Source organism: Campylobacter sp. FU_497, assembly GCF_025772425.1.
Classification (GTDB): Bacteria; Campylobacterota; Campylobacteria; order Campylobacterales; family Campylobacteraceae; genus Campylobacter_D; species Campylobacter_D lari_C.
Window position 1 is genome coordinate 15,179 of record NZ_JAKMSC010000004.1, and the last position, 13,464, is coordinate 28,642.

Consider the following 13,464-nt stretch of genomic DNA (forward strand, 5'->3'; position numbering starts at 1 on the left):
CTAAGTTAAAGTAAAATAAATTTTAATTATGCTTGAATAAAAGGTTTATTATGACGCACGCAACTATAGAGCATCAATACTTTGGCATCTTTGCAATGCTTGTTATTGCAAGTGTTATATTTTTTACTTTGGTGTATATTTCTTCTAAAATAGGATCCAAACTCGCCTCTTGCAATAGAAAAAAACTCGGACTAGGAATTTATGAGTGTGGGCCTATGGCTTCTAAGCAAGCAAACAAAATCAATTCTCAATTTTTTGTTTTTGCTTTGATTTTTATTTTGCTTGATATTGAAGTGGTGTTTTTGTTTCCTTGGGCGGTGATTTTTAAAGATTTAACCGCAGAGCTTTCAAAATATGGCTTATCTTTGTTTGCCTTAGTGGAAGTATTTGTTTTTATTTTATTGCTTGCAATAGGTTTTTTATACGCTTATAAAAAAGGAGCATTCGCATGGCAGAGTATCAAAAAATGAGCAATGCACCAGTTGTTTTAACTACGGTTGATAAGTTAGTGCAATGGGGTAGGAGTAATTCTTTATGGGCGCTATCTTATGGGCTTGCCTGTTGTGCTATTGAAATGATGGCAGCAGGTGGTGCAAGATATGATTTTGATAGATTTGGAACTATTTTTAGAGCAAGTCCAAGACAATCTGAAGTAATGATTATAGCGGGTACTTTAAGCAAAAAACATGCTGAATTTACAAGAAGACTTTATGATCAAATGCCTGATCCTAAATGGGTTATTTCTATGGGTTCTTGTGCAAATACCGGTGGTATGTTTAATACTTATTCTACTGTTCAAGGGGTAGATAGAATCATTCCTGTTGATATTTATGTACCAGGTTGCGCCCCACGCCCTGAAACTTTTCAATTTGCTTTGATGATTTTGCAAAAAAGAATTCGTAAAGAAGAAGCAAGCAGAAAAATAGCTCCAAAAAGGCTTATATGATGAGAAAATATAGCAATAAGAAAAATGCTCAGCTAAAAAATTATTATGAAGATAGATTTTACCATGCACCTGCAACTAAAAAACTAAGCACAGAGAGTAGTGCTTTTGAGAGTGATCATCAAATTTTAAGCCAAGAATTTGAGTTAAAAAATTCTTTTATAGAGCTTGATTTTTGGGTAATTGAAATAAATAAAGATGATAATGTTGCTATTCTTAACAAGCTTAAAAATTTAGGTTATAGTTGTTTTACTGACGCAAGTGCGATTGATTTTGTCGCTCAAAAACAAGGTTTTGAAGTATATTATCAGCTTTTAAATATGGAGAAAAATTTAAGAGTGAGGGTAAAAACTTTCGTTGGTTTAAAAGAAAGACTTCAAAGTGTTATGAGTGTTTTTAAGGGTGCTAATTGGTGTGAGAGAGAAATATATGATATGTTTGGAATTTTCATTATCAATCATCCGAATTTAAAAAGACTTTTAATGCCTGATGATTGGTATGGACATCCTTTTTTAAAAAGCTATCCTTTACATGGTGATGAATTTGCTAAATGGTATGAGATAGATAAAATTTTTGGAAAAGAATACCGCGAGGTAGTAGGTGGGGAAAATAGAGATCCAGGTTTTGTAGATGAAAAAGACACGCTAAACTTTAGCAGAATTTATCATGAGGTTGGTAAAGGCGAAGCCCCAAGAGAAGATAAATATCTACAAGAATATCAAGAAGAAGGTGGTGTGCCTTTTGTGAAAAAAGCCAAAAGAACGCAAGTAAAAATTTTAGATAAGAGAAGATAAAATGCAAATTTCTACTAAATTAAAACCTTATTATGAAAATATAAGCTTTGAGCGTGAAGATGGTACTATGATAGTAAATCTTGGTCCCCAGCATCCAAGTGCTCATGGAAATTTACGCCTTATTTTAGAACTTGATGGAGAAGAAATCACCAAGGCTGCTCCTTGTATAGGCTATATGCATCGCGGTATGGAAAAAATGGCTGAAAATATGATTTATCAAGAGTTTATCCCAACTACTGATAGAATGGATTATATCGCAGCTAGTGCAAATAATTATGCCTATGTAGCTGCTGTGGAAAAACTTTGTGGCTTAGAAATTCCACGCAGAGCAAGTGTGATAAGGATGATTTTGCTTGAGTTAAACCGCATTGCTTCGCATTTATTATGGCTTGCTACACATGCTCTTGATATTGGTGCGATGACAGTATTTTTATACTGCTTTAGAGAGCGTGAATATGTGCTTGATCTAATAGAAAAATATTGCGGGGCAAGGCTTACACATTCATCTATGAGAATAGGCGGGGTAATGCTTGATTTACCTGAAGGTTTTTTAGAAGAACTTTTAACATTTTGCAATAAATTTCCAAATGATATAAAAGATTATGAAGCCTTGCTTGATGATAATAGAATTTGGCGTGCAAGAACTGAAAATGTAGGAGTTGTAAGCAAAGAACAAGCGCTAAGTTGGGGTTGTAGTGGGGTTATGTTAAGAGGAAGCGGGATTGCTTATGATGTTAGAAAAGAAGAGCCTTATTTGCTTTATGATGAGGTAGATTTTGGCGTGCCTGTGGCTAAAATGGGTGATTCTTATGCAAGATATAAGGTTTATATGCAAGAATTTAGAGAAAGTTTAAAAATTTTAGTTCAATGTGCTAAGCTTTATCAAGACACTCCGCCTGAAATTTTATGCAATCATCCTGAGTATGTAAGCGCTTCAAAAGAGCAAATCATGACGCAAAATTATTCCCTTATGCAACATTTTGTCCTAGTAACCCAAGGTCTAAAACCACCAAAAGGAGAGGTGTATGTGCCAACTGAAAGCCCAAAAGGCGAACTTGGATTTTTTATCCACTCAGATGGTAGCGGTAGGCCATATAGATTAAGAGCTAGAACCCCAAGCTTTTTCCATTGTGCATTTTTAGAAGAAATGCTTGTTGGATCATATTTGGCCGATGCGGTGGCAATTTTAGGAAGTATTAATATAGTTTTAGGTGAGATAGACCGATGAGACGCGTGGATTTAAGAAAAAGTCAAGATTTGTTTAAGGATTTAGAGCAAATCATTCAAAATGCTTATATGGGTGAAGTTTTAGTGATTTTGTTTGAAATAGGAGATTTTTCTAATGTAGAAAAAAGTTTTGCTTTCATAAAAGAGCAAAATTGTGAACTTTTAAATTCTTTAAAATTTAATCAAGTTGATTGGACTATAGTTTTTAAAAAGGTAGGACAATGAAATTAGCAAAATATCAAGAAGGTTTAAATGCTTTGTGTTTTGTGGATTTACTTTCTTTAAAAAATCCTTCACTTTGTGCTAAGCTTAACAAAAGTAAAAATTACAATATTTCCTGTATAGAAGATAAAAATTTAAAAGCAAGTTTTTATAAATGTGAGATTGCAAGTGTACCTTTCGTGCTTGCATTGCTTTGTAAGATGAGTTTGGATACTGAATTTAACGAGCTTGATGAGGGTTATTTAAGTGCTGAATCTTGCTTTGGCGAAGAAGAGGCTTTAGAGATTTTAGAGTTTTTAAAAGAAGCAAAATGTATTATTTTTGATGAAAATTTATACCAACATAAAGACTTTGAAAATATTAAGTATTTTTTAGAAAAACTTTGTCATAAATTTAATCTTTTGCTAATTTGCTCTAATGAAAATGAAGAAAATTTGTCAATACAAAATTCTTTTAGTGAACTTTTAGAACTTGATAATTTTGATGGAACTATCATCATGCAAGCACCTTTAGGGGATAAAAATTTGCATTGTTCTTCATCTTTTGCTTTGATTGCTAAGGTTAAGGATGAGGATAAAATTAATTTAAAAATAAACACTCAAGAATTTACAACTATAGTAAAAATCAATCATGATTTAAAAGGCACGGTGGCTTTGTTTGATTATGAAAGCGCTGATTTTGCTTTTTCAAAAGCTCAAGTTAAGGTTATAAAATGAAAGTTATCATTAATGGTATAGAATGTGAGGCAAATGAGGGTGAGTATATCTTAAATGTCGCAAGAAAAAATGATATTTTCATTCCTGCAATTTGTTATTTAAATGGTTGTTCTCCAACACTTGCATGTCGTATGTGTATGGTAGAAGCTGATGGTAAAAAGGTTTATTCTTGCAATACTAAAGTTAAAGAAGGTATGGTAGTAGAGAGTGATTTGCCAAATTTATGGGATGAGCGCAATGCTATCATGCAAGCATATTGTATCAACCACCCTTTACAATGTGGGGTATGTGATAAATCTGGCGAATGTGAGCTTCAAAACTTTACACACAAGGCAAGAGTAAATATGCAAAATTATTGGATTAAAGATACCCATAAAGAGCATAAAAAATGGGGCGAGATTAATTATGATCCAGCTTTATGTATAGTGTGTGAAAGATGTATCACAGTTTGTAAAGATAAAATAGGTGAAAGTGCTTTAAAAACTACTCCAAGAGGAGCAAATGCACCTGATGCAAGTTTTAAAGAAAGTATGAGTAAAGATGCGCTAGCGATTTGGACTAAATTTCAAAAGAGTTTAATTGCGCCAAGTAGCGGTAATATGCTTGATTGTTCTTTTTGTGGAGAATGTACAAGTGTATGCCCAACAGGAGCCTTGGTGGGTTCGGCTTTTCAATATACATCTAATGCTTGGGAATTAAAGAAAATTCCAGCTAGTAATCCACATTCTAGTGATTGTGAGTTGATGTATTATGATATTAAACAAACTAGTATTAATAATCAAAAAGAAAAAATTTATAGAGTGAGCAATGACTTTGCTTTTGCTACGCTAAATAAAGCTGCAAGATATGGTTTTAATATCCAAAATGAAGTTCAAGGTAAAGATGAAAAAGCTTTTGAAAAACTAGTAAATATGATAAAAAATGATGAAATAAAAAATATTTTATTTAATAGTTTTATTACTAATGAAGAAGCCTTAATCTTACAAAATTTAAGTAAAAAATTTAATCTTAATCTTATAAACCATGAAGCTAAAAAATTCCAAGATTTCCTAGCTTGTTTTTATCAAAATGCAAATGCAATGTATAATGCAAATACAGACGATATTGCTCAAAGTGATTTTTTAATCATCGTAGGTTCATTTTTACGCTATGATGCACCAACGTTAGGATATAAAGTTAATAATGCTTTGGTGATGAATAAAGGTGCGGGACTATATTTTCATCCTATAAAAGATAAAGGTGTGGATAAATATTCTAAAAATTTCTTGCAGATTAATCATGATATTAAAGATAATGAAAATATTTTATTGTTTATCTTGCAAAAATTTGCTAAAGAGTTTCCACAGGATTTTAAAAACACATTAGAAAATGCGTATTATCAAGGCACTAAAGAAATAGAAGAAACTATTAATGAAGAAGTTATTGAAAAGATAGAAAAGCAAAATGAAAATGGTGAAACTATTATAGAAGAAGTTAAAAAACTTGTGCCTAAAAAAATTAAAAAAAGCATAGAAGTGCAAAGATCAAATTATGCGAAAAATCTTGGTATAGATGAGGATATTTTAGAAACTTTATTAGCTAAAAAGCAAAAATTTACACTTATTATAGGAAATGATTTTTACTATGATGAGCAAAGTGCAAAGCTAGCAAAACTTTGTGCTTTGGTGCAAAAATATACTGATTTTAAAGTCTTTTTAAATCCAACTTGCACCAATACTTTAGGCGTGAGTTTGATTTGTGATTTAAGTCAAGATTTTCAAGCGGGAAAAACACTAGGTTATAACGAAAAAGGCGATTTTACTTTTTCTTATGATGGGCATTTTGATCTTGCAAGTTCTAGTTTAAATCAACAAGAAGGTAGCTTTGTAAATTATGACAAAAGATTAGTTCCTACAAATGCAGCTTTAGAATTTAAAGGTTATTTTTTAAATGATTTAGCAAATGCTTTAGGTTTTGATGAGGAATTTACAATCAACTATACTAAATTTTTACCACAAAATAAAGGCTTTATGGCAATTGATTTTGATGAGTTAGAAAATCATTATGATAATGGTGGGGCAAATCATAGAGGTTATGAGCTTGATTTTTCTCATTTTGAGTTTGAAAAAATATTAAGTACTCAAGAAGTCAAAGAGCAAAATGAAGGAAATTTAACCTTATATTATGCAAATAGCATTCATCAGTTTTCAAAGCTTAGTAATAGAGCTTTTAATGAGGTTGGAGCTTTATTTTTATCGCTTGATTTAATGCAAAAATTTGATTTAAACCAAGATGATAGTGTTATTTTAAAAAATGAAAAAACTCAAATTGCTATAAGTGTAAAATGTGATGTATCTTTAGAAAATGGAGCGTATTTGGGGGATTATGATAGTAAGATTGATTATAAATCTTTGTTTAATAATACTCGATATGCAAAAGTTTGGCTTGAAAAAGCAGGAGCTAAAATATGAGCGATATTACTTTTTTTATTATAGAAACAATTATCAAATGCGTGCTTGTTATAGCTATTTTTGCTACTTTAGCAGGCTTGGCAACTTATCTTGAAAGAAAGGCTTTGGCTTTATTTCATCGTCGTTTAGGGCCTGATATGGTAGGTCCTTTTGGATTGCTTCAAGTAGTTGCTGATATGATTAAGCTTTTTACTAAAGAAGATATAGTGCCAACTTATGCTCAAAAAGTGGTGTTTTTAATCGCTCCATTGATTGCAGCAATTTGTGCTTTTGTAGCAATTGCAGCTATTCCTATTTTTCCTGAATTTACTTTATTTGGTAGAGTGATTCGTCCTATTATCGCTGATATTAATGTGGCCTTGTTATTTGTTATAGGTATGGGTGGGGTTAGCTTTTATGCGATTTTTTTAGGAGGCTTGGCTAGTAATAATAAATGGTCATTGTTAGGTGGGGCAAGAGGGCTTGTTTCTATTATCTCTTATGAGAGTGTTGCAGGACTTTCTTTGGTGTGTGTTGTAATGCTTGTTGGCTCTTTATCTTTAGTAGATATTAATAACTATCAAAGCGAAGGCATACTTTCTTGGCTTATTTTTAAACAGCCTTTAGCTTTTATTTTATTTGTAATAGCCATTTTTATAGAAACTAATAGAACTCCACTTTGTTTAAGCGAAAACGAAGCTGAACTTGTTTCAGGTTATGGCACTGAATATAGTGGGCTTAGATGGGGTATGTTTTTTATCGGAGAATATACAGCCATGATTACCGGAGCGATTATGATATCGCTTTTATTTTTGGGTGGATTTAATGATTTTTGGATTATACCAGGGGCTATTATGATGCTTTTGAAAGTGTCTTTTGTGTTCTTTTGGTATTTTTGGGCTAGAGGGGCTTTTCCGCAACTGCGTCCTGATCAAGTAATGAGAATGTGTTATTTGATTTTAATTCCTTTAGCGGTTTTAAATTTATTAATTAGTGCTTTAGTACTTGTGATATAGGAAAAACAATGAAAAAAGGTTATTTTAAAGTAGATTTTGAGCGTAAAAATCCTCAAAATGCTTATGAAAAATTCATACAAGTAATCAAGCGTTCTTTAAATACAGAACTTTTTGTAGGTTTATTTGTCGTATTAAGAGAAATGTTTAAAAAGAACAATAGCGCAACGATTAAATATCCTATGGAAAAAGTTGCTTTAGATAATCGCTACCGTGCAGTTCATCGCTTAATGCGTTTTATTGAAAGTGAAAATGAATGTTGTATTGGTTGTGGCTTGTGCGAAAAAATTTGTATTAGTAATTGCATAAGAATGGAAACAAGTTTAAGCGAAGATGGTCGTAAAAAGGTTGAAAATTATAGCATCAATTTAGGACGTTGTATTTATTGTGGCTTTTGTGCTGATGTTTGTCCTGAACTTGCTATTGTACATGGTAAAGAGTATGAAAATGCAGCAGAACAAAGATCTTATTTTGGTCAAAAGCAAGATTTTTTAACCCCTATTGATGAGCTTAAAAATCAAGTGGTATTTGAAGGAAGTGGTAGTTTAAGAAAAGATGCTGATGATTTAGTAAAGAAAACTCCAAATTATTATGAGATAGATTTGCAAAGACAGCAAGATACCCCAAAGGAAGAAAATGTTTGAAACGATAGCTTTTTGTCTGTTAAGTGTTTTGGTATTGGGATTTTTTCTAATTAGTGTTTTAAGTACTAGTGTACTTTATGCTATTAGTTCTTTAGCTGCGGCTATGGTTTTTTTAAGCGGATTTTATTTTTTACTTAATGCTGAATTTATTGGAGCAATTCAAATTATCGTTTATAGTGGGGCTATTTTAGGTCTTTATAGTTTTGCTATGATGTTTTTTGATGCTTCGATAAAAGTAAAGGAAAGTCTAAAAGGTAAAAGAGTATTTATTTTTGCTGTGGTTTTTAGTGCTATTTTGTTAATTAGTATTATTATGGGTTATAACTTTGGCTTAAATGAAGCTAATGAGGTTTATGATCTTGATTCAACTCAGCAAATAGGTTTTGCCCTATTTACAAAATACATGCTTGCTTTTGAATTTATGGCAATTTTGCTCTTAATAGCTTTAATTTGTGCAATAGCACTTACTCAAAAAAATATAAAAAAGGATGAGCAATGATGTTAGAAAAATACTACATTGTGGCTATTTTGATGTTTATCATTGGTCTAATAGGTATTATAAAACGCCAAAATTTAATTATGCTTTTTATTTCAAGTGAAATTTTATTAAATGCTGCTAATTTGGCCTTAGTTACAGCAGGGGCTTCCCATAAAGATATAGAAGGACAAATTTTTGCTTTATTTGTAATGGGGGTTGCAGCTTGTGAAGTAGCTGTTGGGATAGCACTTTGTGTTTTATGGTATAGAAAAACAGGAACATTAGAGCTTAGCTCTTTAGCTGAAAAAGGAGAATTAAAATGCAAAATTTAGCCTTAATTGCGCTTTTTTCTCCTTTAGTTTCAGCTATTGTTTTAGGTATTTTTGCTTTTAGTGCTAAGAAAATTATTTTAGGTTATTTGGCTTCTTTATTTATAGCTTTTTCAGCACTTGCTTCAATTATTTTATTAAGCAATGGGGTGCATTTTAATTTTGAACTTGGCACTTGGATATCTTTAGTAGATGTTAGTTTTGGTTTCAAAATAGACTCTATTACTTTAATTATGATGAATGTAGTAAGTATAGTTGCTACTTTTGTGCATTTATATAGTATATTTTATATGGAGCATGATGAAGGGTTTAATCGCTATTTTAGTTATTTAGGACTTTTTGTTTTTTCTATGATGTTTTTGATTATGAGTGATAATTTCTTAGGACTTTTCATAGGTTGGGAGGGCGTTGGACTTTGCTCATGGCTTTTGATAGGTTTTTGGTATCATAATGAAAAATACACCTTTGCTGCTAATGAAGCATTTATCATGAATAGAATTGCAGATTTGGCTTTGCTTTTAGGAATTTTCTTAATTTATATAGAGTTCAATTCTTTAAAATACGATGAGTTTTTTACCCTTTTATCTTTAGGGCATGAAAATGATATGATTTTGATTTTGATAGCGCTTTTACTTTTTGTGGGTGCTATGGGTAAATCAGCGCAATTTCCTTTCCATACTTGGCTTGCTGATGCTATGGCAGGACCTACACCAGTTTCAGCGCTAATCCATGCTGCGACTATGGTTACTGCGGGAGTTTATTTAGTAATTCGCGCAGGAGAGCTTTATTTGCAAGTTCCTGAAGTAGGGTATTTTATCGCTATGCTTGGAGCTTTTGTAGCGCTTTTTGCTGCTTCTATGGCTATGGTAGCTAAAGACTTAAAAAGAATTATTGCTTATTCAACACTTTCTCAACTTGGGTATATGTTTGTAGCAGCAGGTCTTGGAGCTTATGCTATAGCTTTATTTCATCTAGCAACTCATGCATTTTTTAAATCTTTATTATTCTTAGGTGCAGGTAATGTTATGCATGCTATGAATGATAAGCTTGACATTAGTAAAATGGGTGGACTTTATAAAAGTATGCGTTTTAGTGCTATTTTAATGCTTATAGGTTCTTTAGCTTTAGCAGGAATTTATCCTTTTGCAGGATTTTTCTCTAAAGATTTAATTTTAGGATTTTCTTTTATAAGTCATCATCATGGAATTTTCTTAGTGCTTTTAATAGCAGCTTTTATGACAGCTTTTTATAGTTTTAGACTTTTAATGCTTGTATTTTTTACTCCAAAAAGACATGAAGAACATCCTCATGAAGCTAGTAAAATAGCCTTGCTTGCGATGAGTCCTTTGGCTTTACTTGCTATTATTGCAGGGTTTTTTGAGCATAGTTTTATGGAGTTTGTAAGTCAAAACTTAGCTTTTATTGATGGACAAAATTCTTTAGTTATGGTGCTTGCAAGTGCTGCTGCAGTGCTTGGAGTGCTTTTAGCTATCATAGCTTATTGGAAAAATTGGTTTAAACCATCACTTTCTAAAACAAGCATTTATAAGCTTTTGTTTAATGAATACTATATACCAAGGTTTTATCATCAATTTATTGTTAGCAAATATGCTTTATTTTGTGAATTTTTAAGAAAAGCTGATAAAGAAATTTTAGATACTTTGGTAGATAGTATTGCATTTTTCCTTAAAACTTTTGCTAGAACTCTTAGCATAGGTAAGGATTACTCTTTGGTTTTGAGAATTACAGTGTTGGCTTTTGTATGTTTATTTTGTTTAGCGTTGGCGGTGTAGAATGCTTGGTTTATTAATGTTATTTCCATTTTTTGCAGCTTTTATAGCTTTGTTTTTGCAAAAAGAAGATAGCAAGTCTTTTGCTGTTTTAGTTAGTTTTTTGATTTTAGTTTTTAATGTTTTTTTGTTGTTTAATTATCATGGTGGCATAGCTTATGAGTTTAGTTTAAATTCTTTAATAGTTAATTTTCATATCGGTGTAGATGCTATAGCGCTTTATTTGATGTTGCTTTGTTCTATTATGATTTTTTTATCTTTTATATGTTTGGATATTCAAGATAAAAGTGTTGTAGTAAGTATATTTTTATTGCAATTTTGTATTATAGGGCTTTTTGCTTCATTAGATGCTTTATTATTTTATGTATTTTGGGAGTTTTCTCTTATACCGCTTATTTATTTAATAGGTAGATATTCGGATAATTATAAAGCAGGGATTAAATTTTTCATTTATGCATTTTGCGGTTCTATGCTCATGCTTTTAGCGATTATTTATATAGGGTTTTTGTATTATCAAAGTTTTGGGTATTGGAGTTTTGATTTACTTGCTTGGTATCAGAGTGAATTTTTCATACCTGAAAGTGTGCAAAATTTAATCTTTATAGGATTTTTTATCGCTTTTGCGATTAAAAGCCCTTTGTTTCCTTTTCATACTTGGGCGCCAAAAGTTTATGCAAAAAGTCCGACTTTAGTATCTGTAATGCTTGTTAGTTTTAAAATGGCTCCTTTTGGATTTTTAAGATTTATCTTGCCTTTAACACCTGATACTTTAAATCATTATTATTCTTTACTTGCTATTTTATGTATAGTTGGAATTTTATATGCAGCTTTAATTGCCTTTAAAACCAAGGATTTAAAAGAATTAATCGCTTATAGTTCAATTTCGCATTTGGGTGTGGTGATTTTAGGTATTGTGACTTTTACTTATAATGGGGTAAGTGGTTCTGTATTTTACATGTTTGCACATGGTATAGTAACAGGTGGTTTGTTTTTGGCTGCTTATATGCTTTATAAAAGATATCATACTTTTGATTTAGACTTTTATAAAAATTTAGCTAAAACAACTCCATTATTTAGTTTTTTCTTTGCAGTACTATTATTTTCATCTATTTCATTACCTTTGACCATTTCTTTTGTAGGTGAGTTTTTAATTTTACAAGGCATAGCAAGCGTAAATTTATGGTATGCATTATTTGCAGGTGGTGTGATTATTTTAGGAGCTATTTATATGCTAAATATTTATAGAAATATGTTTTTTGCCACTAACGCAGAAAAAATGGAGAAATTAGTATTAAAAAAAGGCGAAATTTTTGTGTTGAGTATTTTAAGTGCTTTGGTAATTTATTTAGGGATAGCTCCAAGTGCTATGCTTGATCAAATTGCTTTGAATGTAAATAGCATTCTTGAAGTTATGCAAACAAGAAATATTGCAATAGAAAATCAAAAAATCATAGACGATATAAGAGGTTTTTAATGAGTGGCTTTAGTTTAGAAAAATTGAATTTTGTATTATTATTTCCTGTGTTGTCATTGCTTTTTTGGGCTATTGCTTTACTTTTATTGGGTGCATTTAAAAAACTTTCTAGAAATTTTTATATAGGAGCAAGTGTTATAGCTTTGCTTAGCACCTTATGTTTTTTATTGCTTTATAATGGCTTTGTTTTAGATAATTCTCATGCTTTTTTTGGTTTATTTGTAAGCGATAATTATGCAATTTTTGCTCAATTAGTTATTTTAGTTTTTTCTATGCTTTATTTATTGATGGACAAAGATGAGCAAAAGCCAGAGTTTTTTTCTTTATTTTTATTTATGGTTGCATCTTTGATATTAATGGTATCAAGCACTAATTTAATCGTAATTTTCTTAGCATTAGAAGGTTCTTCTTTAGCTCTTTATACTCTTATTGCTTTAAGAGGAACTCATAATGCTATTAGCTCTAGTATAAAGTATTTTACTCTAGCTGCAGTGGGGGCTGGGTTTTTTGTCTTTGCTTGTGCTTTTGTGTATTTAAAAACTAAGTCTTTGGATTTAGATAATTTATTGCATTCTGAATACATTTCAGATCCTATTTTGCTTTGTGCAGGAGTAATGTTTTTAGTTATTGTTGGGGTAAAGCTTTCTATCGCACCTTTTCATTTTTGGTTAAAAGATGTGTATTATGGGGTGCATACAAATTTTATAGCATTTATATCTATAGTACCAAAAATAGCTATGATAATAGTAGTTTTAAGAATTTTTTCTGCTTTGGGTGGTGGGGTAAAATTTGAATATATAGTAGCATTGCTAGCGATTTTTTCTATGCTTGCTGTAAGTATAGTAGCTTTAATCCAAAAAGATGTAAAAAAAATGCTTGCATATAGTTCTATTACTCATTCTTCTTTTATATTGGCAGTTATTGTTTCTAGCATGAGTGTAAGTTCTCAAGGAGATGGGACTTCTTATTTGCTTTCAATTTTTGCTTTGTTTGTGTATTGGATTTCTTTTGCTTTTGCAAATTATGGAATTTTTTTGATATTGAGTTTATTTCAAAAAAGTTCATTTGAGAGTTTTTCGGGTTTGTTTGATCAAAGACCGGTATTGTCTATAATGTTAGCTATATTTATTTTATGTATAGCAGGTATTCCACCTTTTGGGATTTTTTGGGGTAAAATTTTAATTTTAGCTTCTATTTTAAACTCAGGCTATTATGTGCTTGTATTTGCCATAGCTTTAAGTTCTATGATTATGCTTTATGCTTATTTGAAAATTTTAATTTATGTTTTTTTCAAAAAAGCTCAAATTATAGAAAGTGCAAACTTAGATGTAAAACAAAAGATTATTTTATGCTTGTGTTTGATTGGAAGTGTTTCTTGTGTGTTTTTGCTTTTGTAAAATAATAT

General features: G+C 30.9%; 14 protein-coding genes. All 14 read left to right on the top strand.

Annotated elements, in window-relative coordinates; translation table 11 throughout:
* Window positions 1–50: 50 nt before the first annotated feature.
* From L8W68_RS02805 to L8W68_RS02870, 14 genes are read left to right on the top strand one after another with little or no spacing between them, the layout of a single operon-like run.
* Entirely contained in the window at window positions 51–470 is a 420-nt protein-coding gene (locus L8W68_RS02805) for an NAD(P)H-quinone oxidoreductase subunit 3 (RefSeq protein ID WP_039627152.1), read from the top strand.
* Window positions 449–946 carry a NuoB/complex I 20 kDa subunit family protein gene (locus tag L8W68_RS02810; protein ID WP_263674931.1) on the top strand — a complete coding sequence of 166 codons (498 nt, stop codon included), beginning with the start codon at window positions 449–451 and terminating at the stop codon, window positions 944–946. The genes L8W68_RS02805 and L8W68_RS02810 overlap by 22 nt, the downstream gene beginning before the upstream one ends.
* Window positions 946–1,737 (top strand): NADH-quinone oxidoreductase subunit C, encoded by a 792-nt coding sequence (locus L8W68_RS02815; RefSeq protein ID WP_263674932.1) that lies wholly within the window; start codon window positions 946–948, stop codon window positions 1,735–1,737. The genes L8W68_RS02810 and L8W68_RS02815 overlap by 1 nt, the downstream gene beginning before the upstream one ends.
* 1 nt (window position 1,738) lies before the next feature.
* Entirely contained in the window at window positions 1,739–2,965 is a 1,227-nt protein-coding gene (nuoD, locus tag L8W68_RS02820) for an NADH dehydrogenase (quinone) subunit D (protein ID WP_263674933.1), read from the top strand.
* Window positions 2,962–3,189: an NADH-ubiquinone oxidoreductase subunit E family protein gene (locus L8W68_RS02825; protein ID WP_263674934.1), complete on the top strand. Its 228-nt coding sequence runs from the start codon at window positions 2,962–2,964 to the stop codon at window positions 3,187–3,189. Before nuoD ends, L8W68_RS02825 begins: the two co-directional genes overlap by 4 nt.
* The gene (locus L8W68_RS02830) at window positions 3,186–3,902 is read left to right on the top strand and encodes a hypothetical protein (protein ID WP_263674935.1); all 717 of its coding nucleotides are present in this window, start codon (window positions 3,186–3,188) and stop codon (window positions 3,900–3,902) included. Before L8W68_RS02825 ends, L8W68_RS02830 begins: the two co-directional genes overlap by 4 nt.
* A complete protein-coding gene (locus L8W68_RS02835; protein ID WP_263674936.1) occupies window positions 3,899–6,352 on the top strand; it encodes an NADH-quinone oxidoreductase subunit G in 2,454 nt (817 codons plus the stop codon). Before L8W68_RS02830 ends, L8W68_RS02835 begins: the two co-directional genes overlap by 4 nt.
* A complete protein-coding gene (nuoH, locus tag L8W68_RS02840) occupies window positions 6,349–7,347 on the top strand; it encodes an NADH-quinone oxidoreductase subunit NuoH (RefSeq protein ID WP_263674937.1) in 999 nt (332 codons plus the stop codon). The genes L8W68_RS02835 and nuoH overlap by 4 nt, the downstream gene beginning before the upstream one ends.
* A gap of 8 nt (window positions 7,348–7,355) precedes the next feature.
* The gene (gene nuoI / locus L8W68_RS02845) at window positions 7,356–7,988 is read left to right on the top strand and encodes an NADH-quinone oxidoreductase subunit NuoI (protein WP_039629100.1); all 633 of its coding nucleotides are present in this window, start codon (window positions 7,356–7,358) and stop codon (window positions 7,986–7,988) included.
* Window positions 7,981–8,487, top strand: coding sequence for an NADH-quinone oxidoreductase subunit J (locus L8W68_RS02850; RefSeq protein WP_263674938.1), 507 nt, complete (start codon window positions 7,981–7,983; stop codon window positions 8,485–8,487). The genes nuoI and L8W68_RS02850 overlap by 8 nt, the downstream gene beginning before the upstream one ends.
* Complete coding sequence (nuoK, locus tag L8W68_RS02855; RefSeq protein ID WP_039667768.1) at window positions 8,487–8,798, top strand: NADH-quinone oxidoreductase subunit NuoK; 312 nt, start codon at window positions 8,487–8,489, stop codon at window positions 8,796–8,798. The genes L8W68_RS02850 and nuoK overlap by 1 nt, the downstream gene beginning before the upstream one ends.
* Window positions 8,786–10,588, top strand: a complete 1,803-nt coding sequence (gene nuoL / locus L8W68_RS02860) for an NADH-quinone oxidoreductase subunit L (protein WP_263674939.1) — start codon at window positions 8,786–8,788, stop codon at window positions 10,586–10,588. The genes nuoK and nuoL overlap by 13 nt, the downstream gene beginning before the upstream one ends.
* A 1-nt stretch (window position 10,589) precedes the next feature.
* The gene (locus L8W68_RS02865; protein ID WP_263674940.1) at window positions 10,590–12,059 is read left to right on the top strand and encodes a complex I subunit 4 family protein; all 1,470 of its coding nucleotides are present in this window, start codon (window positions 10,590–10,592) and stop codon (window positions 12,057–12,059) included.
* Window positions 12,059–13,456, top strand: coding sequence for an NADH-quinone oxidoreductase subunit N (locus tag L8W68_RS02870; protein ID WP_263674941.1), 1,398 nt, complete (start codon window positions 12,059–12,061; stop codon window positions 13,454–13,456). The genes L8W68_RS02865 and L8W68_RS02870 overlap by 1 nt, the downstream gene beginning before the upstream one ends.
* Window positions 13,457–13,464 lie beyond the last annotated feature (8 nt).